Source organism: Hyphomonas sp. (assembly GCF_046313975.1).
In the GTDB taxonomy this organism is placed as follows: domain Bacteria; phylum Pseudomonadota; class Alphaproteobacteria; order Caulobacterales; family Hyphomonadaceae; genus Hyphomonas.
On sequence record NZ_JBKBXB010000022.1, the window covers coordinates 31,317 to 53,202 of the forward strand.

Below are 21,886 nucleotides of genomic sequence, written 5' to 3' on the forward strand. Positions count from 1 at the left end.
GTTGGGGATGGGGGAGAGGGCGCAGGCCCCCTCCGTCAGCGCGCGGAGCGCGCTGCCACCTCCCCCGCTGCGCAGGGGAGGATGGGGACAGGGCCGCAGCGTTTCGCTTGTGGCGAGCGCCAGCAAGTGTGTTGGCGCCAGCGTTGACCAGCAGGGATCATCGAAGCGCGGCTTCTCTCGCACATATGGTCTGTACGCTGACGGGTCGGGTTTCTTCTGGCCGAGGAAGGCGGGGTAGACGTAGCCCCATCTTGTGGTGGCGAGCAGGACGTTTTCGTAGCCGCAGTGATCGAACCAGAGGAAGATGCGGTTGAGGGACCACCAGAGGATCGGCCAACACAGCGGGTGAACGTGCCGGAAGAGCGGCGCGAAGTTGGGATCGCTGCGGAGTTGGCGCATGGAGATCATGGGCGGGAGCATAAACCCATGCGTGGGGGTGTAGCGTTGGGTTTCTGATCTTTCTGCTTCGGGCTTTGATCCGTAGGGGGATTTTGACGCGTTTGGCCGGATTTGGTGTTGCATAAGCCCGGTTGCGGAGTGCTGCCGCGGATACCTGCGTCCGTCGACAGGCTCAGGATGAGGGCAGGTATACAGCGCAACAAAGACTGGACCCCTGCCTGCGCAGGGGTCTTAGGGAAAAACACCGCTGCTGCGTCCAGCTTGGAAGTCACTCCCCCTCATCCCCAACCCCTTCTCCCAAGGAAGAAGGGGCTTTCTGGAGTTTGCTACTGGCGATTCCAGCTTTTTACAGGGTTGCGGAGGCGGGTTATTTCCGGGGGCGGGCGAGGTCGGTGCCCTGGCGGGCGAGGGCGTCGGCGCGTTCGTTGCCTTCGTCGCCGTCATGGCCCTTTATCCATTTCCAGGTGATCTCGTGGCGGGCGCAGGCCTCTTCGAGGGCGATCCAGAGGTCCTGGTTTTTCACGGGCTTCTTGTCGGCGGTCTTCCAGCCATTGCGTTTCCAGCCGTGGATCCACTTGGTCTTGCCGTCCTTCACATAGGTGGAGTCGACATGCAGCGTGACCTTTGACGGCTTCTTCAGCGCGTTCAGCGCTTCGATCACGGCCATCATTTCCATCCGGTTGTTGGTCGTCGCCGGATCACCACCGAACAGTTCCTTCTCGTGGCCATTCCACCGGATCAGCGCGCCCCAGCCGCCGGGGCCGGGATTGCCGCTGCACGCGCCATCGGTCCAGATTTCAATCGTATCGCTCATGCCTCGGGGCGTGGCCCGCTTTGCCGGAGGCGTCAAGCGTGCCGGGTCGCTTCAGTCCGCACTTCGGGCGTTCAGCAGGGCGCCGAGCACAGGGTGAAGGTGGGTCACATCCCGGTTCTGCCCCTGAAACACGCCGACCATCAGCGCGCCCTCTGCGCGGGCATGGCACATGATCATTTCCGGATCGCCATCGACGTCGAGACCATTGCCGGCCGACCAGCCCGCCGGCAGGTTTACCGGCCTGTGGTCCGGAAGGAGGTTCTCCGTGAAGGAGCCCAGCACTTCGTCGCAGGAATATCCATCAAGCGCGACCACTTCCACCGTCACCGGCGGCAGCGAAGGCATCGTGCGTTCAAGGAAATCCACGCCGTCGCCATCAAAGGCAAGCCAGACATAGCCGTCCTCTGGCAGGTCAACGCGCATCCGGTTGGTCGCAAGTTCGACTGTCCGCGCCGCATCTCCGCTGCTTTTTCGCACTTCCGGCCGCAAGGTGGGCTTCACATCGGCGACGCGATTGTCCGTGTACGAACGGGAGGCTGCGGCCATCACGCCCGAAGCAGCCACGGCCTGCATCGTCTCCGCCTGGCCGGCCGTGTCCGGGCGGTCTACAAGGTAATAGTGCAACAGCAGCGAGGTGCCGTCTTTCCCGTCCCGGCAGAGTTGCACGGCAGGGCGCCGGCCGAGGTCTCCGGTGAAGGTGTATATACCGCCTTTCACATCCCAGCTTTCGCCCCACAGCGTCGTCTTCGTGGTCCAGGACGCGTCGAGATCGGTTTCGGCCAGCACATCTGCGCAGCCTCCGGCGTTGAAAAATCCGCTCTGCACCCATGTTCCCAGGATCAGCTTTCCGCCGGCATCGAACTCGTCAATCACATCGCGTGTGTTGAAGATCTGCTTGTCCGCATCGAGCCACCAGCTTGAGGAGACAGTATAGCTGCGTCCCGCGACAGCGGGCAGGTCGATCACCAGGCCGGACGTCGGCAGTTCTACCCGTCCCTGCGTAACCTTGACAGGGTCCGCACTCGCGGGAAGGCCGGCAAGCAGGAGAGTCGACGCCGCCGCGATAAGGGCAGGGCGGAAATTGCGGAAAAGCTGCATTCGGGTCCCCTTCAATGCGCCGTGTTCCCAAGCGAATCCGCGTCATGGGACGCCTGACCTGCATTGGATTCAAGGGGGATTTTTCAGTTGTTGCTGGGCGGCGCGCATCAGAACACGCCGATATCGACATCGCGCAGTTGGCGCACCGGGTCGATGATCTTGTGCATCAGGAAACCGCATAAGGTGCCGGCAAGTGCGCCGATTCCGCCGCCTGTGAGGAACGCGCCGAGGGCCGAGGCGCTGCCGCCGAAACTGCCGAACACCCCGGTGACCGTGCCCACAAGGACCGCCCCCCAGATGGCGCCCCAGCGCAGGTACGGCGTCAGCGCAAGGATGCCCCGGTGCGGGAAACGCCCGACCGACAGGCCAAGCACCAGCGCCGCCGCCGGCACGGTGATGAAGAACAGGAAGAAGTTATAGCTGGCCAGGACCATCGCCATCTGCATGCCGCCGCTGAAGCTGCCCTGGCCGATGTTCAGACCTGTCCCGAAAATCCCGAACAGGGATTGTGTCACGCCCATCAGGATGAAGCCGATCAGTGTCACGCTGAGACAGGCGGCAAGGGCAGACACGAACGTGGCGAGCCACACCCGCTTCACCCGTTTCGGGCGCGGCGACGTGGCATAGGTGGGAAGGGTCTCAGCGGGCTCCGGCCCCTGTGTCACGCCCCGTATCCTTCTGCGCTTTCCATGCGCAGATGGAACGCCAGTCGTGCGGCATATTCAAGAGGGTTCTTTGGCCGCACGAGGGCACCGGCGGGCGTCGAGGTCCAGTCCACGAACCGCGTCAGGAAGAAGCGCATCGCCGCGCCGAGGCAGAGCGCGGGCAGGGCAGCCAGCTCGTCTTCCGTCAGCAGTCGGACGGACTGGTAGCCCGCAAGCAGGGCCGAGCCCTTGGAGAAATTGTACTCCAGCCGCGAGGCATCCGCCGCATTGCCCTCGTCAAACGCCCAGGCATTGAGGCACACGGCGACATCATAGGCGAGTGCATCGGTGCAGGCGAAGTAGAAGTCTATTGCACCGGAAAACCGGTCGCCGAGGAAGAAGGCATTGTCCGGAAACAGGTCCGCATGGATGGTGCCGCGCGGCAGGCTTCCGGAAAAGGCGCGGGCGCTGCGGATGCGGGCGAGGGCGGCGTCCACCGTCGCGGCAAGACCGGGCTGCAGCGCGTCGGCGGCCTCGCTGCGGCCCTGCCACATCGGCGCCCAGGCTTTAGGCCCGAGCGAGTTTTCGCGCACCATCGCGAAGTCTTCCAGCGCCAGGTGCATCCGCGCGAGCCCCACGCCGAGCTCGCGGCACTGGCGCACATTCGGCCGGCGGGGCGACAGCCCTTCGAGGAAAGTCACGATCACCGCCGGGCGCCCTTCCAGCGTGCGCAGCGCTTCGCCGTCGCGGGCCATCACCGGCTGCGGACAGGGATAGCCCTTCGCCGCGAGGTGTTGTTTCAGGCCGATGAAGTAGGGCAGTTCGGCCGCGTTCACCCGTTTCTCGAACAGGGTGAGGATGAACCGGCCCTTCTCGGTTTCGAGATAATAGTTCGAATTCTCGACGCCTTCGGCGATGCCCTTGAAGGACAGGGCATCGCCAAGATCATACTCCGCCAGAAAGGCCGAGAGGGCTTCGTCAGAGACCTGCGTATAGACCGCCATAGGCGGGCGACTTACGCAGTTTTGGACAGCATGTCACGCTGCAGCGTCTTGCCGGCAATCAGGTAGTGGATCGCTGCCCAGCCATAGAGCGAGGCGAAGACAATGATCGACCATTGCAGCCCGCGCGAGTCGGCGCTGCGGCAGGCGGTCACCTGTTCCGGGGAAAGCACGCTGAGGTCGCGGCAGATCTGCAGCGTCAGGCCGAGATCGTTCCCGCTCAGGAAGGTCGTTTTCAGGAATGTCGACAGGAAGCCGATCGCGGTCGGTCCAAGGCCGATGCCGATCAGGTTCACCGCGAACAGGGTGATGGCGACCGCCGTGGCGCGCGTGCGGCTGTCGACGACGCCGGCAGAGACGGCATACATCGGGCCGAGGTAGAAATAGTGCAGCGTCGCGGCCAGCATCAGCGGCGGGATCATCAGCGGCACGGTCGGGGCAAGATAGCCTATCCAGTAGAGCGGCACCGACAGGCCCATGCCGATGGCCGGCAGCCAGGACAGCGATTTCGGAACGCGCACGGCCAATTTGTCCGAGAGGTAGCCCGACAGGAAAACGCCGAGCGCCGCCATCAGGCCAAGCACGAGCGAGAAGATCAGCGCCGCCTGCGTCAGCGTCAGGCCGTGTGTACGCAGCAGGAAGGACGTGGAGAACGCGCCGACCGCATAGCCCGCGAAGGAGGCAATCGCGGCACCGGCAACGACATGCACATAGGTCGGCTTGTTCAGCAGCTCCTTAAGCACGGTGCCGAAGCCGTCCGGCACGGCTTTCTTCGGCGCGCCGGGCGGATCGGAATAGCCTCGCGGCGGCTCCTTGACGGTGAGATGCAGGATGACCGCGAATGCCACGCCCGGCAGGCCAACTGCAATGAAGGCGATGCGCCAGCCTTCGAGGCTCTTCCAGTCGAACAGGCCAAGCACCCAGGTCCAGCCCCAGGACTCAAGCAGATGGTGGACGTTTTCGCCGGTGACGTAGTCATTGATTGGCCCGGCCGCGAGACCCGCGAACATGCCGCCAAGCGGAACGCCGAGCGCATAGATCGAGGCGGCCGTGGCGCGGCTGGTGGGTTTGAAATAATCCGCGATCACAGACTGCGCCGGCGGCGTGCAGCCTGCCTCGCCGACGCCGACCAGCATGCGGAAAATGAACAGGGTCAGGAAGCTGACGGCAAAGCCGCACAGCACGGTCATCAGGCTCCACAGGGCAAGCGAGATGACGATGATCAGCATACGGCTGCGGCGTTCGGCAATGCGCGCGATCGGAATGCCGAGCGTGGTGTAGAAGATCGCAAACGCAAGACCGCCCAGCACGCCCATGTGCCAGTCTTCAAGCTGCAGCGAGATTTTCATTGGCTCGACAAGGATGTTGAAGATCGAGCGGTCGATGAAGTTGAAGATATAGACGATCAGCAGCGAGCTGAGCACATAGGCGCGATATTGCGGTGTGCCGTAACCTGTGAGGTAGCCGGGGCGCTCATCGGTCTGTGTCTGGCTAGGGGTGGCGGCGTCGGTCATTCGGGTCTCCACGACAGTCAGGCAAAAGGGATTTGGGTGAAAGAGGTCAGGCCGTGGCGGGGCTCCAGCGGTCTTTCAGGTAGGTGCGTGAGGCGAGGAAATAGAACGCTGCGGCGACCACGAGGAAGATGACGGTAGCGACCATCGACTGGCGCAGGCCTTCGGAATAGGCCGAGCAGAGCGCGGGGCCGGCTTCGCCAAGCTCCGCGATGCGCGCGCCGCAGAGGCCGGGATTGAAGCTGGCGAAGGCCTCCTCGAGGCCGTTCTTCTTCACGATACCGCCCATGAAGGCGCTGCTCATCATGCCGGTGAAGAGCGGGCCGATGCCGTTGCCGATGAGGCTGATGATCAGCAGCATGACGGAAACGGTCGTCGCGCGCGAACGCGGGCTGACGATGGATGTGGAGACGGTGTACTGCGCGCCGAGATAGGCATAGTGCGCGATGGCGGCGATCACCCACATCCAGAAGGCAAAGGTGAGCGTCGGGCTGAGGAAGGCAAGGATATAGGCGGGAATGGCGATCAGCAGGCCGACGCCCGGAAGCCAGGCGGCGACGGCGGGAAAGCGCGGCGCGAGTTTCTCCGACAGGAAGCCGCCGAGGAAAGTGCCGAAGGCGGCTACGGCGGCCAGCGGCGCGCCATAGTTGATGGCGGCTTCGGCGACAGAGACGCCGTGCACGCGCATCAGGAACGGCGCCTGGAAACTGATCAGGCCATAGCCGACAAAGGCCACGAAGGCGGCGCCGAGCGAGATGGTCCAGAAGGTCGGCTTCTTGCCGAACTCCTTGAAGGCTTCAAAGAAGCCGGCCTTCTCGACGACGGTTGATTTCGGATCGGAATAGCCGCGCGGCGGCTCGCGCGTGGTCAGCCACAGGATCAGCGCCACGAGAATGCCGGGCGCGCCGACAATGACGAAGACAAGGCGCCAGCCTTCAACCTCGGCCCAGTTGATGCCGGAGAACAGGAAGCCGAGACCGATCGCATTGATCCATCCGCCGAAAGTTTCGCCCTGCAGGCTGGCGAGCTGGCCACCGAACAGTTGCGCGAGCACGCCGCCGATGGTGACGCCCATCGAATAGATGCCGATGGCATTGGCGCGGCTCTTGGGCGGAAAGTAATCGGTGATGATGGAGTTGGCGGGCGGCGTGCAACCCGCCTCGCCGATGGCGACCCCGATGCGGAACAGGAGCAGCCAGATGAAGCTGGCGGCCAGGCCGCAGAACACCGTCATCAGCGACCAGACGATGACGCAGAGCGTGATGATGAAGACGCGGTTGCCGCGGTCGGCCCACATCGCGATGGGGATGCCCATAACGGCATAGAAGAGGGCGAAGGGCGGGCCGGTCAGCAGGCCCCATTGGGTGTCGGAGAGCGAGAAGGTATTGATGATCGGCTGGGCGACGACCGTGATGATCGTGCGGTCGATGAAGTTCAGCGTGTAGATCAGCGTCAGGGCGACGAGGACATAGGCGCGATAGCCTTTGGTGCCGAAGCCGGTGATGTGACCGTTGCCGGTATCGGCCGCTGTTGCGGTTGTCATGTGTCTCTTGCCTCCCGGGGATGCGCGCTTCTGCCGGCCCGCTGATTGTGTGGCGCGACGGTAGCGGGACAGTTGGCGCCTGCAAGTGTTATCGTCAGGGCAGCGTCTGCAGTTCAACCTTGTTGACAGGGCGCCGGGGTTGAAAGTGGGCGGCGGCGGGTTTATTCCGATTGCGTCCACACGATGGGGAGGCCTCCGGCCATGAACGACTTCCGCAGAACGACCGCCCTCGGATCACTTTGCCGGAAGCCCTGCGCCCATGCCTGCCTCGATAACCCTGTCGGATCTCAGCTTTGCCCTGCCTGATGGCCGGGTTCTCTTTTCCGACCTCAATCTCAGTTTCATTCCGGAACGCACTGGCCTGATCGGCCGGAACGGGATCGGCAAATCCACGATCCTGAAACTGATCACCGGAGAGCTTTCCCCTTCGGCGGGCCGGATCACGATTTCGGGATCCGCCGGTGTGCTGCGCCAGGCGCTGGAGCCTTCACCCGGCGAGACGGTGGCGGACCTGTTCGCCATACGCGGCGACCTTGTGCGGCTCGCACGCATCGACGAGGGAGCGGGCAGCGAGGAAGACTTCGCCGCCGCCGACTGGACATTGCCAGCGCGCTTTACCGAGGCGGCCGCGAAAGTGGGGCTGGATGTGGCGGCGGCAACGCCGCTCGCCGAACTCTCCGGCGGGCAGCGCACGCGCGCGGCGCTGGCGGCGCTGATGTTTGCGGCGCCGGATTTCCTGCTGCTGGATGAGCCGACCAACAATCTGGACCGGGAGGGGCGCACGGCGGTGGCGGAGATGCTGGCGGGTTGGCGCGGCGGCGCGATTGTTGTCAGCCATGACCGCGAATTGCTGGAAGGCATGGACGCCATTATCGAGCTGACCTTGCTGGGCGCGCGCCGCTATGGCGGCGGCTGGAGCGCCTATGAGGCGAGGAAGGCATTGGAGCTGGCGGCCGCAGAGCATGACCTGGCCGAGGCCGAACGCCAGCTGGACGAGACGCGGAGCAAGGCGCAGGTCGCGGCCGAGCGCAAGGCGCGGCGCGACGGCGCGGGCGCGCGCAAGGCGGCAAAGGGCGGCGCGCCGCGCATCCTGCTCGGCGCGCAGAAGCGGCGCGCGGAAAATTCGGGCGGCTACTTGAACAAGCTGTCCGAACGCCTGACCGGCGAGGCGGAGGAGGCGGCAAGCGAAGCGCGCGCGAAGATCGAAGTGCTGCAGAAGATGAAAGTCACGCTGCCGCCAACCGGATTGCCGCCGGGGCGGACTGTCCTTGTGCTGAAGGATATCGTGGCGGGGTATGATGCCGCGCGGCCCGTGCTGCGCGGGCTTGCCGCAGAGGTGCGCGGGGCAGAGCGGATCGCGCTCTCCGGGCCGAACGGGTCTGGCAAGTCAACCCTCCTGAAAGTGATCACTGGCGCGCTCGCGCCGCTCTCGGGCGGGGCGCGGGTGGAGGTGCCTTTCGTGCTGCTCGATCAGGACGTGAGCCTGCTGCGCCGGCAGGACACGATCCTTGAGAACTTCCGGCGGCTTAATCCGCAGGCGGACGAAAATGCCTGCCGCGCCTCGCTCGCGCGTTTCAGGTTCCGGGCCGGGGCGGCCTTGCAGGTCGTAGGCTCCCTCAGCGGCGGTGAGAAGCTGCGCGCCGGTCTCGCGGCGGTGCTCGGCGGCGCCTCCCCGCCGCAACTCCTGATCCTCGACGAGCCGACAAACCATCTGGACATCGAGTCTCTCGAGGCCGTGGAAGGCGGACTGAACGCCTATGACGGCGCGCTGATCGTGGTCAGCCACGATGCGGCGTTTCTGGAGCGCGTAGGGGTGAAGAGACGGATTGAGTTGGGATAGCTCTTCGAGCTTGAAGGTTTCAGATCAACCCCGTCGACCTGAAACTCACCACGCCCGTCGTGCCCACGATCAGGTGATCATGCACCGTGATGTCAAATGCCTGCAACGCATCGATCAGCTCGCGCGTGATGTCGATATCGGCGCGCGAAGGTTTCGGGTCGCCCGAGGGGTGATTGTGAACGAGGATGAGGCTAGAGGCTTGCAGTTCCAGCGCGCGGCGCGCAATCTCGCGCGGATAGACCGGTGCGTGATCGACCGTGCCGCGGCCCATCACTTCGTCCTTCAGGAGCTGGTTCTTGCGATCAAGGAAAAGCACGCGGAACTGCTCGCGTTTCTCGTGCTGCAACTCGCGCTGAACATAGGTAACGAGCGCCGTCCAGGAGGAGATCGCCTCGCGCCGCTTCAGCGGCTCGGCGCCGGCGCGGGAGTGAAGCTCGGCGATGGCCTTTATGTATGCGGCCACCGTTTCGCCGACGCCATCGACCTTCACAAGCTCCTCCGGCGGCGCGGCGAGGATGGCCGACAGGCTGCCGAATTCCCGCTGCAGCGCCTTGGCAATCGGCTTCACATCGCGGCGCGGAATGAATGCCATCAGCAGCACTTCAAGCACCTCATAATCCTCAAGTGCCCCCGCGCCGCGCTTCAGAAGCTTGGTGCGCAAACGGTCCCGGTGGCCGGACCAGTGGGGTTCTTCAGGGGTGTCCATCCCGCGTTTGGTAGCAGATTTTGCACGCGGGGGGAGAGGGGTTTTAGGAAACCTGGCTCTTCACCTTGAACGGCTCATGCCAGCCTTTAGGTGAGGCGGTGAAGATTTCCACGCCGGTTTCCGTCACGCCCACCGAATGTTCGAACTGGGCGGAGAGCTGGCGGTCTCGGGTCACTGCGGTCCAGCCGTCGGGGAGGACGGCTGCATCCTTGCGGCCAAGGTTCAGCATCGGCTCGACCGTGAAGAACATGCCGGGCTTCAGTTCCGGGCCTGTTCCGTAGGCGGAGGAATGCACGACGTTGGGCTCGTCATGGAACAGGCGGCCAAGGCCATGGCCGCAGAAATCCTCGACCACCGAATAGCGGTTGAGGCGCGCAATCTCGCTGATCGCTCCGCCGATATCTCCGAAGTGGTTGCCGGGTTTGATCTGCGCGATGCCGGCCATCATGGCTTCGTAGGTGACTTCCATCAGCCGCTCGGCCTTCCGCTTGACGTCGCCAACGCCGTACATGCGGCTATGGTCGCCGTGCCAGCCATCGAGGATGAGGGTCACGTCGATATTGGCAATGTCGCCATCCTTGAGCGCCTTCGGGCCGGGGATGCCATGGCAGATGACATGGTTCACCGAGATGCAGGAGGCATGGCGATAGCCGCGATAGCCGACTGTGGCGGAAATCGCGCCATGGTCGTTGACGAACTCGAACACGCGCCGGTCGAGATATTCGGTGGTCACGCCCGGCTTCACTTCCGGCACGAGCATATCGAGACATTCGGCGACGAGGCGGCCGGCGCGGCGCATGCCTTCGAAGCCTTCGGCGTCGTGAATGCGGATTTCGCCCGTGCGGAGCGGCAGGAGGAGTTCGGTTTCGGTCATGGAGGTAATATGGCAGGTCCGGGGCGGCAATTCCACTCCCCCCCTGCGGCCGCAGCATGGCTTGCCCAACGGGCCGGGCCCTGCCAGTGATGCGGGCGGAAAAACCATGGAGGGAGCGGCAGATGCGCAGATTCGGGACATTCTGGATGGCGGGGGCGACCCTTATCCTGTCGGCGTGCGCCAGTGGGCCGGTAGAGGCGCCGGCGGCAGATCCGCAGCCCCTGTCGCTGGTGGCGGACAAGCCGAAATACGCCTTCTCGCCGGATGCCATCGACGCGCTGGAGGCGCGCATGGCGAAATATATCGACGAGGGCAGGGTGAAGGGCATCGCCACGCGGCTGATCGTGGACGGCGACGTGATCAGCGAGATGCGGGCGGGCATCCGCCGGGCGGCAGATGGCGCGCCGGTGGAGGAAGACACGATCTGGCGCCTCTATTCGATGACAAAGCCGGTGACCGGCGTAGCGATGCTGATGCTGTGGGAAGAGGGCAAGTTCGAGCTGGACGACCCGATCACGAAATTCTTTCCCGAGTTTGAGGGGCTGCAGGTGTTCACCGGCCATGACGAGGCTGGCGCGCCCGTGCTGGTGCCGGTGACACGCCCGCCGTCCGTGCAGGAAGTGATGAGCCATACGGCTGGCTTCGGCTACGGCCTGGCGCCGGACAATTATGTCGATGACCAGTTCCGCGCCGCGCAAATCTTCCAGTCGCCGGATGCCAGCGAGATGATCCGGCGCGTGGCAGCGATCCCGCTGAAGCGCCAGCCGGGCGAGTTCTGGGACTATTCGATCGGCGTGGACATCCAGGGGGCGATGATCGAGCGGCTGTCCGGAATGTCACTCGGCGAATTTTTCCGTACACGGATGTTCGAGCCGCTGGGCATGACCGACACCGCCTTCTTTGTGCCGGAAGCGAAGTATGACCGCTTCTCCGATGTCTGGGGCCGCAGCCCGGAGGATGGCAGCCTTGTCGGCCCGCTCGATGCGCCGGCTTTCCTCTACACCCAGGACACGATTGCCTTTGAAGGTGGCGGTCACGGCCTTGTCGGCACGATGGACGATTTCGCCCGCTTCGCCACCATGCTGGCCAATGGCGGCACGCTGGACGGGGTGCAGATCCTGAAGCCGGAAACGGTGGCGATGATGGGATCGAACTTCCTGCCGGCTGGCAAGTTCATCTGGCACAACGGTTCCTCCCCGGATGCGGTGAACAATGTGGCCTTCGGCCTGAATGTTGGTGTCATCATCGCGGAGGATGCTGTCTATCCGAAAGGCTCCTTCATGTGGGGCGGCGCGGCGGGCACCTGGTTCTGGGTGGACCCGGTCAACAAGCTCACCTTCATCGGCATGATCCAGGTGTTCGGCGGATCGCTGGACCAGGACATGCGCACGGAGTCGGCGCAGATGGTGTATGACGCGTTCGAGGAAAAACGATGAGTGCACCCACCGCCGCCGTGCTGATGATCGGGGATGAAATCCTTTCCGGCCGCACGCGCGATATCAACCTGCAGCAGGTCGCGCAGTTTCTGGAACCGCTCGGCATCCCGGTGCGCGAGGCGCGCGTGGTGGCGGATGTGCAAGAGGAGATCGTCGCGGCGGTGAATGAGTTGCGGGCGAAGTACACCTACGTCTTCACTACCGGCGGCATCGGGCCAACGCATGACGACATTACGGCGGACGCGATTGCGGCGGCGTTCGGGGTCGGCATTTCGGAACATCCCGATGCGCTGAAGGACATGGCCGAACGCTATGCGAAGATGGGTACGGAGTTCACACCCGCCCGGCGCCGCATGGCGCGTGTCCCGCATGGGGCGAGCCTTGTAGCGAACCCGGTTTCCGGCGCGCCGGGATTCCAGACGGGCAATGTGTTCACCCTCGCCGGTGTGCCGTCGATTGCGCGCGCGATGCTCGAGGATATTGGGCCGCGGCTGGAGACCGGCGCGGTGGTGCACAAGGTGACCGTGCGCGGCAAAGGCCTGCGCGAGGGCGACATTGCCGAAGGACTCGGCGCCATCGCGAAGGAAGCGCCCGGCGTCGCCATCGGGTCCTATCCCTGGTATGGCGCGGTTGACGATCACGGCGTTGCCCTTGTTGCTCGCTCGGTAGATATAGCTGCGCTTGCCGCCGCGCAGGCCAAGCTCGAAGCGCTCACCCGTTCCCTTGGCGTTGAACCGGAGATCCAGTCATGAGCCTCATCACGCGTACGCCCGTTCTCTGGGCGCTCTTTGTACTGATGGTCCTGTGCGCCTTCGCTTTCCAGTATTTCAGCCCGGCGGTCGGCGGGCAGTATCTCGACATGCTGGACGAGCCGGTGGTTATCCGCGAGGCATTTGCCGCGATGACGCCGGAGCAGAAGTCGGCGCATTTCTGGGTGACGGTGCTGGTGGATACGGCTTTCCCGATTTCCTTCGGCCTGCTGTTCGCCGGGCTCGCCTGGCGGTTCTTCGGAAAGCTGGGACAGGTGGCGGCGGTGCCCGGTTTCGCCGTGCTGATCGTCGACCTCACCGAGAATACGATCCAGGCACTCGCGCTCTCCGGCGCCGCCGATGCGCTTGACGCTAAGGCCTGGGTGACGCCGCTGAAGATGGGGCTATTCTATCTGGCGGCGGCGATCGCGCTGGTCGCGCTGGGCATCGCCGTGTTCCGGATGGTGACGAAGAAGAAGACCTGATCGCTCTCCCCGGCGTCAGGCTTGGCGCGGGGGCGGGGCGGGCTTATCACTCCCTCTGATACTTTCCGGAGGAGTGCCCCATGTCCGAGCCCATCGTCCTGACCGAGCGCCACGGCGCCGTGATGCTGGTCACGCTGAACCGTCCTGATGCGCTGAATGCGCTTTCGCGCGCGCTGCGGGCCGAGATCGTGCGGGTGTTCACCGAGCTGAAGGACGATCCCGAAATCCGCGCGGTGGTGCTGACCGGAAACGGCCGCGCCTTCACCGCCGGCATCGACCTGAAGGAAGCCGGGCAGACAGGCTTTGCGCTCGGCGCGGATGAAGATTCCAAGGCGATCAACCTCGCCGCCGCGATGGAGGCCTATCCCTGGCCCATCGTCGGCGCGATCAACGGCTTCGCGATCACTGGCGGCTTTGAACTCGCGCTGATGTGCGATGTGCTGCTCGCCTCCGAACATGCGAAGTTTGCCGACACGCATGCCCGCGTCGGCATCGTGCCGGGCTGGGGCCTGTCGCAGAAACTCTCGCGCCTGATCGGCATCAGCCGCGCCAAGGAGCTCTCCTTCACCGGCAATTTCATCGACGCCCACATGGCGGAGAAATGGGGCCTCGTGAACCGCGTCTACCCGGCGGCCGAGCTCGTGCCTGCCGCGTTGCAGCTTGCCACAGAAATGACGTCGACCAACCCTGACCTGTTGCGCAAGTACAAGTCCCTGATCGATGACGGCTTCGGCATGACTTTCGCCGCCGCGATGAAGGAAGAGGTGAAACGCTCGATCGACCACGCGGCGTCTGTTTCGGCCGCCGCCGTAGAAGAGGCGCGCAAACAGGTGACGGCGCGGGGCAGGGATCAGCAGGGGTAGCTGCAGCTTTTTACTCCGGCCTCCTTTCCTGTCATCCCGGCGAAAGCCGGGACCCAGTGCTTCAATCCCGAACAACACGAAGCTCATCCTGAGCGAAGTCGAAGGATAGCGGGCGCACTTACGTGTCCGCACGCGCCCATTCTTCGACTTCGCTCAGAATGAGCTCTTGGAACGAAGCACTGGGTCCCGGCTTTCGCCGGGATGACAAGACTTAGGCCGCAAAGGCATACGCATCCATCCTCAGCACACTGAAGGTCAGCGACTGGTGCAGCGTCCGGGCGTCGAGCCCGCCCGCGCCCAGCGCCACGAACAGCGGCAGTATGTGCTCCTCTGTCGGATGGTTCCTTGCAGCATGGGGCGCGAGGCGGCGATAGTTCACGAGATCGTCCACGCGGCCTTCGGCCAGCGCTGCCGTCATCCAGTCCGCAAACTCCGTTACCCAGTCCGGCGCTTCGTTCGGGCCGCGCCAGCTGACCGAGCGCAGGTCGTGCGTGAAGCTGCCACTGGCGAGGATCAGCACGCCCTCATCCGTCAGCGGGCGGAGCGCTTCGCCGAGGCGGAGGTGGTGCGCCGGGCCGAGATGGGTCTGCACCGAAAGCTGCAGCACCGGAATGTCATTCGCCGGATACATCAGTTTCAGCGGCACCCAGGCGCCGTGGTCGAGCCCGCGCGCGGTGTCGATGCCTACCGGGAAGCCCGCGCCCGCGATCAGTCCGGCGATACGTTCCGCCAGCGCCGGGTCGCCGGGGGCAGGGTAGCGCTGGTCGAACAGAATCTGCGGGAAGCCGCCGAAATCATGGATCGTCTCGTTCACGGCGACCGCATTGAGCGCCGGGATATTCGTTTCCCAGTGCGCCGAAACGACGAGGATGGCCTTCGGGCGTGGCAGCGACGGGCCGAGGACGCGCAGGAAATCGCGCGCGGGCACATCGTCGAACAGCAGCGTCGGCGAGCCGTGAGATACGAAAATCGGTGCCAGCAAATCGGCCTCCTTCAGAGTACCCTTTCCAGTTAGCCATCCCGCCCGCGCGTGGGTAGGCCCGGCGCGGCGCTAACACTTATGCCGCGAGGGCATGGGCGCCTTGGAGGTTGCGCGAAGGCGTCCTGCGGGCCTATCAGCAGAGGGAACAAATCCGGGAGGAAATCCATGCGCGATGTCGTGATCTGTGAACCTGTCCGCACAGCGGTCGGCGGCTTTGGCGGCTCGTTCCGCGATGTGCATGCGCACACATTGGGCGCGGCCGTGGTCGAGGGCCTGATGGCGCGCACGGGATTGCCGAAGGATGTGGTCGACGATGTGATCTTCGCGCAGTGCTATCCTTCCATGGATGCGCCCGCGCTGGGGCGCGTGGTGGCGCTCGATGCCGGGTTGCCGGTGGAAGTGACCGGCATGCAGATTGACCGGCGTTGCGGCTCGGGCCTTCAGGCGATCATCAACGCGACGATGCAGATTGCCACCGGCGCGATGGACTGCGTGATCGCGGGCGGGGCGGAATCGATGAGCAACGCGCCCTTCTATTCCACCAACTGGCGCTGGGGCCTCGGGCAGGGCAACATGACCGTGAATGACGGGCTGGTGACGGGCCGCGTGACGGCGGGCGGAAAGAACTTCCCGGTGCCGGGCGGCATGCTGGAGACCGCTGAAAACCTGCGCCGCGATTATCAGATCAACCGCGAGGCGCAGGACGAGTTTGCGGCGGCGAGCCATGCCAAGGCAGTGGCAGCGCAGAAGAACGGCGTGTTTGCCGAGGAGATCATTCCGTTCACGGTCAAAGGCCGCAAGGGCGACACCGTGGTCGACAAGGATGAGCATCCGCGCCCGGACTCCACTTTCGAAGTGCTCTCGAAGCTGAAGGCGATCCGCGCCAAGCAGGACCCGGAAGCCACCGTCACCGCCGGCAATGCCAGCGGGCAGAATGACGGCGCCTCGGCCTGTATCGTCATCACGCGAGAGCTGGCGGAGAAGCATGGCCTGAAGCCGCTGGCGCGCCTCGTGACATGGTCGGCGGCCGGCGTTGGCCCGGCGGTGATGGGCATCGGCCCTGTTCCGTCCACGGAGAAAGCGCTGAAGCGCGCGGGCCTTGCCCTGAAGGACATTGACCTCTTCGAGCTGAACGAGGCCTTCGCCTCGCAGGTGCTCGCCTGCACCAAGGCGCTCGGCTTCAGCAAGGACGACTATGCGCGCCTCAACGTGCACGGCTCCGGCATCTCGCTCGGCCATCCGGTGGGCGCAACAGGCGGGCGCATCCTGGCGACGATGCTGCGCGAAATGGACCGCCGCGGCGCCCGCTACGGCCTTGAAACCATGTGTATCGGCGGCGGGCAGGGGTTGGCGGCCGTGTTCGAGCGCGTCACATAATCAATGCTCATTCTGTGTGCGTCGTCTGCGGTGCCGACCAGCGCCAAAGTCGGGTGATGTTGGCCGAAATTGACACAGGAGTAACAATAAACGCGACCCACTTCAAAAGTTCGCCTGCTGGAGTAAGGCCGTTTGGTATGTTGAACCACGCGTTCAATGTTTGTCGCAGATACTTTGCCGCTTCGCCGCGCGCAAGCCAGTCGCTTGCCTCGACTATGGCCAACCCAACGAAGTCCCGAACGCGGTATTCGACTCCTGCTACGGCATCGGACAGCATCTGGAGATTATGATGCTGCAGCAGGAACAGTACCGCTGACCAGTTCAGAATTGCCGTCAGAATGTTCATGAATGTCGTATTCGCGATCATCGCTACGCGATGATGCATCTTTGTATGCTTTGATCGAAGTCTGGACTTCCAAACATCCAATGCTTGTTCAGCTATTCCTGGGCGCAATTTGGCTACATGTTCAATCCACATGCCGCCAAAAAGCGCAATGATTTGAAACAAGATCGACAGAAGGCATCCGAAAAATACGAACTTCGCTATGAGACCGCCTTTGGAAAGCAAGTTACTTAGCCAGATCGAGAAGGTTGACCATATGCCTCCGAAAAGCACGTCTATGATTGTCAGCAAATGTGCGATGCCGGCGCAAAAGGCTAAAAGTATAAGCGCCGCGGCTATTGCAAACAGCGGCGCCAACGCTACCTTCGCCAGCAGATCGCGCCTCTTGAGGTGCCTGCTCAGTTCTGCTGTGGGCTCTACCTTGTAGAACGGCAGTGTTTGTTGCGTAGGGTTCAAGCCTTCGAATGGAATATGGTGATCTTCATCCATACGGATTGAACCATCGCTCGTAACACACATGTCGGTAGCAAACGGATGGCCACCATATATCGCAGGGATGGTCAGTTTGAACACTTCGCCAGCCATGAAGTACTTCCTAGAGCTGACGTTAACTGCGAATGTGCCATCAATCTCGGAATGCGCGTTTCGAGCAGAAAGCGCGCCGATGAATTTGTCCTTTTCCTTTTGACTGATGTTCATCGCCCATGGGATTTCATCTTCGTGGTCGATGAACATGAAAGGACCTTCGTCCCCCTCAACAATCAGTCCGAAAAACTTGACGTAGTCGACAACAGTTGAACTATCAATTTTCGGCTTCAGGACCCTCTTGGCCATAGCAATGGACTCGCTCTTATTCGAGAGCGGTATGATTTTTTCTTTCCCGCGTGCGAGTTGGGGATTGTAGATGAAGTAGGATCTGGAAGTTTTATCGATTTCGAAAACGCCGCGACCAGTAATACTGACTTTCTGGGGCTGAATAAGAGCTTTGACCAGCAATGCGCCTTGAAAGAAGGTGAGCGGTACCTTTTGCAACTCAACCTTGCTTTGGTCAAAAACTTCCTTGGTGTGGAGTGCATGCTCATTGAAGAATATCACGCGCTCGTCATGAGTAAGCGTAGTCCAAAGCGAATGCATATCTGCCCCCTTCTTCTCCATTATTCTGGAGCAACCAGACGAATGGGTTTCACCATCTAACCTTGGCAAGTCTCTCAAGTATAACCACTCGATGCAACAGCAACTTAAGCGAGCACTTGATTTCCTGCTCGATCCGATGTCACCCAAACCAACGCACGGGCAAAACGGCGCATTAGTTCGCAATCCCAGTTCACCCTACGGATAAATCACTTGCTATTCTCGCGGTGGGGGGGCATATGCCTCCCATCGACATTGGCCGGACGATCAGGCGCAGCACCCTTTCAAGGGCGCAGTTTCAGAAACCCCTCCAGAATTCGATATGCAAGGGCTGGCGCACTGTCAGCCTACAAACGACTATGAGACATACATGACAAACGGTACCGTGAAATTCTTCAACACTCAAAAAGGCTTCGGCTTCATCGCGCCCGCCAATGGCGGCAATGATGTGTTCGTGCACATCTCGGCGCTCGAGCGTTCGGGGATTTCGCATCTCAACGAAGGCCAGAAAGTGACCTACGAGACGCAGATCGACAAGCGCTCCGGCAAGACTGCCGTCAGCTCGCTCGAACTGGCCTGATCGTCTGATCGACTAGAATGAAGAACGCGCTCCGGCCTCCGGGGCGCGTTCTTTTTTGCGCGTCAGAAGCCTGCAGACAGGCCGATATAGAGATGATGGTTCGTCTCATCCGCGCTGCCGTTCGTGCCGTTGCGGAACTGGTTGAGATAGCCGGCTGACCATTCAAGGCCCTTGCCGGTCTCCCATTCAACGGTCGCGCGTGCGCGGTTCTCCTGAACGCCTGAACGGGTCCAGCCCGTATCGTTTAGCACGATGAAGGCTTCGCTGTTGAGGTCGAACTGAAGCTCCGTGCCCGGAACAGGATGGCTGACGCCGAACCGCTGCCGCAGCCGATAGCCGATCCCGTCCGCGCCTTCGCGCCAGCGTTCCTCGATCCGCGTGCGCCCGGAGAATTCCCAGTCGCCGGCTTTGAATACGTCATAGCCAAGCTGTTGCCAGAGACGGTGTTCGCGCTGGTCTGGCCCGTCGCGGCGGGAGCTCGCATAGAGATAGCCGCCGGAAAGGTCGAGCTGGTTTTTCAGCCGGTAGCGCACCCCGGGACGGATTTCGATCGTGTCGAGATCGCCGTCGGGCTGGTAGCGCAGCTCGGTGTTCAGCTGGTATTCGATGCGCGGGTTCGTGCCCGATTGCTTCTCGAGGTCGAGGCTCGTCCAGATCTGGTTCTCCGCCAGCGCGGCGGGCGCGGCGGCGCTGGCGATCGCGGCGAGGGCTAGGCAGGTGCGTTTCATGCGGAGGCCATAAGCAGCGTCTGTTGACATAAATCTGACAACAAACTGCAGCCGCCTACGGGCGGTCCCCGATTCCGTCAATGGAAAAGTTACAGAAAACAGTAGGTCCTGCGTCTGGCTACAGGCCGAACCAGAGCGTCACGATGGTGATGCAGGCGATGTTCAGCCAGAGCCCGGTGCGGGCCATACGGCCGATGGTGAGATGGCGCGTGCCGAACACCACCGCATTCGGGCCGGTGGCGATCGGCAGCATGAACGCGCAGGACGCCGCCATCGCGCAGGGAAGGACGAGGCTTTTCACATCGATGCCGGTCGCGGTGGCGAGCGCCCCGAGCACCGGCAGGAAAGTGGTCATCGCCGCAACGTTCGACATCACTTCGGTGAGGAAGATCAGCAGCGTCACGATGATCAAGATAAGGAGGATCGGCGGCAGGCTGGCAAAGCCCGCGAGCGATGTGCCGAGCCACAGCGCGAGGCCTGAAGCCTGAACACCGGCAGCCAGCGAGAGGCCGCCGCCGAACAGCAGCACGACTTCCCACGGAATGTTCTTGCCATCTTCCCAGTCGAGCAGGCCAAAGCCGCGCCCCTTTGCGCGCGTTTCCGCATCGCCGTGCGGCACGATGAACATGGTGATGGCGCCGATGATGGCGATGCCCATATCGGTGAGGCCGCCAAGGCCGGGGATGAGGATCAGCTGTTCACGGAAGATCCAGGCCGAGGCGATGCAGCCGAACACGATGGCGACGCGCGCCTCGGGCCGCGCGATGGGGCCGAGGCCGCCATGTTCGCGGCGGATCACATCCTGCGCGGCGGCAGATTGTTCCGGCGAAGCCTTGAGGCCCCAGGTCACGATCAGCCAGGCGGCCGGCAACATCACCGCGACAATCGGCAGGCCGAAGCCCATCCATTCGCGGAAGGTGATCGTGATGTCCGCATTCTCGGCGAGCCAGCCCATGGCGATCAGGTTGGTCGGCGTACCGACCGGCGTCGCAAGGCCGCCGATGGAAGCCGAGTAAGCCACGCCCAGCAGCAGCGCCGCCGCAAGGCGCGGGCCGCCCCCGGCCGAGAGCGCGACAGAGATGGCGATGGGCGTCATCATCAGACTGGTTGCGGTGTTGGAAATCCACATCGAGAGCAGCGCCGTCGCCAGCATGAAGCCCGCCGCCAGCAGCTTCAGCCGCGCGCCGGAAACCAAGAGGATGTTCAGCGCAATGCGCCGGTGCAGGTTCCACTTCTCGATGGCGAGCGCGACGATGAACCCGCCCAGCAGCAACAGCACGACCGGGTCCGCATAGGGCGCCGCAATCTGGCGCAGGTCCATCACGCCGAACAGCGGCAAGAGGGCCAGTGGCAACAGCGAGGTGACTGCAATCGGCACAGCCTCGCTCGCCCACCACACGGCCATCAGCACCAGCAGGCCCGCCACCAGCATACCGCCGCGCTCAAGGCCTTCTGGCGCTGGCGCCAGTGCAATCAGCAACGCAAGAGCCGGACCCAGGAAGAGGCCGATTCTCACGCCGCCCTTGGCACCTGAGGCATCCGTCGGCACGCGGTTTCCCGCCGGTGAAGGCTCACCGGGTTTGGTCATGCTGAATTCCTCTGATCCGCTTCCCGCCAGAAGGCTTAGCGCGCTTTGCCAGCAGGGGGAACCAGCGGCGGCGCTTGCCATCTGCGCGGGCGCGCCCTAACCCTCAGCGTCCTGTGCGGGCGTGGCGAAATTGGTAGACGCAAGGGACTTAAAATCCCTCAGCCGCAAGGCTATGCCGGTTCAAGCCCGGCCGCCCGTACAGTACAGGTCTCGCAAGTCAGAGTTCGTTCGGGCCGCTGCGCCAGAGCAGGACTGTGCCGTCTGCACCGCCGCTGGCAAAGCGTCCATCCGGCAGCGCCAGCAGGGCGTGAATATCGCTCCCTTGCCCCTGATGGATCGCCGTGCACGCGCCCGTCCCTACATTCCAGACGCGCAGGGACCGGTCTGCCGCGCTGCTTGCCAGTTGGCCATCGGGCAGGACAGCCAGGGCGAGGATGCGGGCTTCATGTCCCGCTAGTGTGCCCGTGAGCTCGCCCGTATCCGTTGACCACAGGCGGATGGTCTGATCATGCGATCCGCTGGCGAGCCTTCCGTCCGGCAAAACGGCAAGCGCCGCGACGCAGCCCTTATGGGCCGCGATTGTGACGGCGGGAGATATGTGTCCTGCCTCCCAGAAAATGATTGAGTTATCCCGTGAGCCGCTGGCAAGGCGCCCGTCCGGCAGCCATGCCAGGGCGGTGACCCATGCCTTATGGGCGCGCGGGCCGAGGCGGCCGGCACCTGTGCCGCCGTTGATGACAGTGATCACGCCGGAATAGGATCCGCAGGCGAGAGCTCCTCCACCTGAGGCGGCAAGTACACGCATCGTCAGCTGTTCTCGCACGATCCTGTACCCGAAGCCCGAGTGAAGGTTCCAAAGCCTCACTGTGCCATCGTATGAGCCGCTGGCCAGCGTACCTTCGGAGGTGACTGCAAGCGCGGCGACCGAGCCTTCATGGCCCCGGAGAATCTTGACCGCTTCTTCAGTTTCCAAATCCCAAAGCCGGATTGTCTCGTCATCGGAACCGCTTGCGAGGCGCCCATCCGGCAACAGCGCGAGCGCGTTCACCGCCCGCGCGTGGTTCTTCAGTGTGCGGTCGATACACCAGTTTGATGGGTCAGCCAAAACTCGCTTCTCCGGAAAGACTCCTGAAAATCGAGAATGTACGGCTTCAGCGGAATGAGCAAGCGCAGCGTTCAGCCTGGAAAATGCTC

At 63.2% G+C, this 21,886-nt stretch carries 21 protein-coding genes and 1 tRNA gene; 8 read left to right on the plus strand and 14 right to left on the minus strand.

Translation table 11 applies throughout. From position 1 onward, the window contains the following. The 7 genes from ACK4TE_RS09550 to ACK4TE_RS09580 form a co-directional block, all read right to left on the minus strand. A partial coding sequence (locus ACK4TE_RS09550) for a hypothetical protein (protein WP_409911276.1) occupies positions 1 to 399 on the minus strand: 399 nt, incomplete at its 3' end. 367 nt (positions 400 to 766) lie between these two features. Next, entirely contained in the window at positions 767 to 1,213 is a 447-nt protein-coding gene (rnhA, locus tag ACK4TE_RS09555; RefSeq protein WP_409911277.1) for a ribonuclease HI, read from the minus strand. Between the two features lie 51 nt (positions 1,214 to 1,264). Beyond that, positions 1,265 to 2,311, minus strand: a complete 1,047-nt coding sequence (locus ACK4TE_RS09560) for a hypothetical protein (RefSeq protein ID WP_409911278.1) — start codon at positions 2,309 to 2,311, stop codon at positions 1,265 to 1,267. A gap of 107 nt (positions 2,312 to 2,418) precedes the next feature. Next, on the minus strand, positions 2,419 to 2,976 hold the full coding sequence (locus tag ACK4TE_RS09565; RefSeq protein ID WP_409911279.1) for a hypothetical protein: 558 nt from the start codon (positions 2,974 to 2,976) through the stop codon (positions 2,419 to 2,421). Next, entirely contained in the window at positions 2,973 to 3,959 is a 987-nt protein-coding gene (thrB, locus tag ACK4TE_RS09570; protein WP_409911280.1) for a homoserine kinase, read from the minus strand. The genes ACK4TE_RS09565 and thrB overlap by 4 nt, the downstream gene beginning before the upstream one ends. 11 nt (positions 3,960 to 3,970) lie before the next feature. Beyond that, positions 3,971 to 5,470, minus strand: a complete 1,500-nt coding sequence (locus ACK4TE_RS09575; protein ID WP_409911281.1) for a spinster family MFS transporter — start codon at positions 5,468 to 5,470, stop codon at positions 3,971 to 3,973. A 46-nt stretch (positions 5,471 to 5,516) separates the two neighbouring features. Next, the gene (locus tag ACK4TE_RS09580; protein ID WP_409911282.1) at positions 5,517 to 7,010 is read right to left on the minus strand and encodes a spinster family MFS transporter; all 1,494 of its coding nucleotides are present in this window, start codon (positions 7,008 to 7,010) and stop codon (positions 5,517 to 5,519) included. A gap of 259 nt (positions 7,011 to 7,269) precedes the next feature. On the opposite strand from ACK4TE_RS09580, the gene ACK4TE_RS09585 reads away from it, so the two are divergent. Next, positions 7,270 to 8,850: an ABC-F family ATP-binding cassette domain-containing protein gene (locus tag ACK4TE_RS09585; protein WP_409911283.1), complete on the plus strand. Its 1,581-nt coding sequence runs from the start codon at positions 7,270 to 7,272 to the stop codon at positions 8,848 to 8,850. Positions 8,851 to 8,869: 19 nt separating this feature from the next. Here the strand turns inward: ACK4TE_RS09585 and radC are convergent, their stop codons facing one another. Together radC and map are read right to left on the minus strand one after the other, a co-directional pair. Next, positions 8,870 to 9,556 carry a RadC family protein gene (gene radC, locus ACK4TE_RS09590; RefSeq protein WP_409911284.1) on the minus strand — a complete coding sequence of 229 codons (687 nt, stop codon included), beginning with the start codon at positions 9,554 to 9,556 and terminating at the stop codon, positions 8,870 to 8,872. Between the two features lie 43 nt (positions 9,557 to 9,599). Beyond that, positions 9,600 to 10,430 (minus strand): type I methionyl aminopeptidase, encoded by an 831-nt coding sequence (map, locus tag ACK4TE_RS09595; protein ID WP_409911285.1) that lies wholly within the window; start codon positions 10,428 to 10,430, stop codon positions 9,600 to 9,602. A 122-nt stretch (positions 10,431 to 10,552) separates the two neighbouring features. On the opposite strand from map, the gene ACK4TE_RS09600 reads away from it, so the two are divergent. The 4 genes from ACK4TE_RS09600 to ACK4TE_RS09615 all read left to right on the plus strand — a co-directional run bounded on the left by ACK4TE_RS09600 (position 10,553) and on the right by ACK4TE_RS09615 (position 13,963). Further along, complete coding sequence (locus ACK4TE_RS09600; RefSeq protein ID WP_409911286.1) at positions 10,553 to 11,866, plus strand: serine hydrolase domain-containing protein; 1,314 nt, start codon at positions 10,553 to 10,555, stop codon at positions 11,864 to 11,866. Further along, positions 11,863 to 12,618 (plus strand): competence/damage-inducible protein A, encoded by a 756-nt coding sequence (locus tag ACK4TE_RS09605; RefSeq protein WP_409911287.1) that lies wholly within the window; start codon positions 11,863 to 11,865, stop codon positions 12,616 to 12,618. Before ACK4TE_RS09600 ends, ACK4TE_RS09605 begins: the two co-directional genes overlap by 4 nt. Then, entirely contained in the window at positions 12,615 to 13,100 is a 486-nt protein-coding gene (locus tag ACK4TE_RS09610) for a hypothetical protein (protein WP_409911288.1), read from the plus strand. The genes ACK4TE_RS09605 and ACK4TE_RS09610 overlap by 4 nt, the downstream gene beginning before the upstream one ends. 80 nt (positions 13,101 to 13,180) lie before the next feature. Beyond that, positions 13,181 to 13,963, plus strand: a complete 783-nt coding sequence (locus ACK4TE_RS09615; RefSeq protein WP_409911289.1) for an enoyl-CoA hydratase — start codon at positions 13,181 to 13,183, stop codon at positions 13,961 to 13,963. Between the two features lie 211 nt (positions 13,964 to 14,174). Here ACK4TE_RS09615 and ACK4TE_RS09620 read toward each other — a convergent pair whose 3' ends face one another. Next, positions 14,175 to 14,945: a DODA-type extradiol aromatic ring-opening family dioxygenase gene (locus tag ACK4TE_RS09620; RefSeq protein WP_409911290.1), complete on the minus strand. Its 771-nt coding sequence runs from the start codon at positions 14,943 to 14,945 to the stop codon at positions 14,175 to 14,177. Between the two features lie 165 nt (positions 14,946 to 15,110). On the opposite strand from ACK4TE_RS09620, the gene ACK4TE_RS09625 reads away from it, so the two are divergent. Next, positions 15,111 to 16,322 (plus strand): acetyl-CoA C-acetyltransferase, encoded by a 1,212-nt coding sequence (locus ACK4TE_RS09625; RefSeq protein WP_409911291.1) that lies wholly within the window; start codon positions 15,111 to 15,113, stop codon positions 16,320 to 16,322. A gap of 7 nt (positions 16,323 to 16,329) precedes the next feature. Here ACK4TE_RS09625 and ACK4TE_RS09630 read toward each other — a convergent pair whose 3' ends face one another. Further along, complete coding sequence (locus tag ACK4TE_RS09630) at positions 16,330 to 17,799, minus strand: hypothetical protein (RefSeq protein ID WP_409911292.1); 1,470 nt, start codon at positions 17,797 to 17,799, stop codon at positions 16,330 to 16,332. A gap of 367 nt (positions 17,800 to 18,166) precedes the next feature. Here ACK4TE_RS09630 and ACK4TE_RS09635 point away from each other — a divergent pair, with 367 nt between their 5' ends. Beyond that, positions 18,167 to 18,376 carry a cold-shock protein gene (locus ACK4TE_RS09635; RefSeq protein ID WP_409911293.1) on the plus strand — a complete coding sequence of 70 codons (210 nt, stop codon included), beginning with the start codon at positions 18,167 to 18,169 and terminating at the stop codon, positions 18,374 to 18,376. Between the two features lie 62 nt (positions 18,377 to 18,438). Here the strand turns inward: ACK4TE_RS09635 and ACK4TE_RS09640 are convergent, their stop codons facing one another. Both ACK4TE_RS09640 and ACK4TE_RS09645 read right to left on the minus strand, forming a co-directional pair. After that, positions 18,439 to 19,104, minus strand: coding sequence for a DUF2490 domain-containing protein (locus ACK4TE_RS09640; RefSeq protein ID WP_409911294.1), 666 nt, complete (start codon positions 19,102 to 19,104; stop codon positions 18,439 to 18,441). A 118-nt stretch (positions 19,105 to 19,222) separates the two neighbouring features. Further along, a complete protein-coding gene (locus ACK4TE_RS09645) occupies positions 19,223 to 20,692 on the minus strand; it encodes an SLC13 family permease (RefSeq protein WP_409911295.1) in 1,470 nt (489 codons plus the stop codon). Between the two features lie 115 nt (positions 20,693 to 20,807). Between ACK4TE_RS09645 and ACK4TE_RS09650 the strand changes: the two genes are divergently transcribed. Next, positions 20,808 to 20,891: transfer RNA gene (locus ACK4TE_RS09650), tRNA-Leu, on the plus strand. An 18-nt stretch (positions 20,892 to 20,909) separates the two neighbouring features. Here the strand turns inward: ACK4TE_RS09650 and ACK4TE_RS09655 are convergent. Next, the gene (locus tag ACK4TE_RS09655) at positions 20,910 to 21,797 is read right to left on the minus strand and encodes a WD40 repeat domain-containing protein (protein ID WP_409911296.1); all 888 of its coding nucleotides are present in this window, start codon (positions 21,795 to 21,797) and stop codon (positions 20,910 to 20,912) included. Between the last annotated feature and the right edge of the window lie 89 nt (positions 21,798 to 21,886).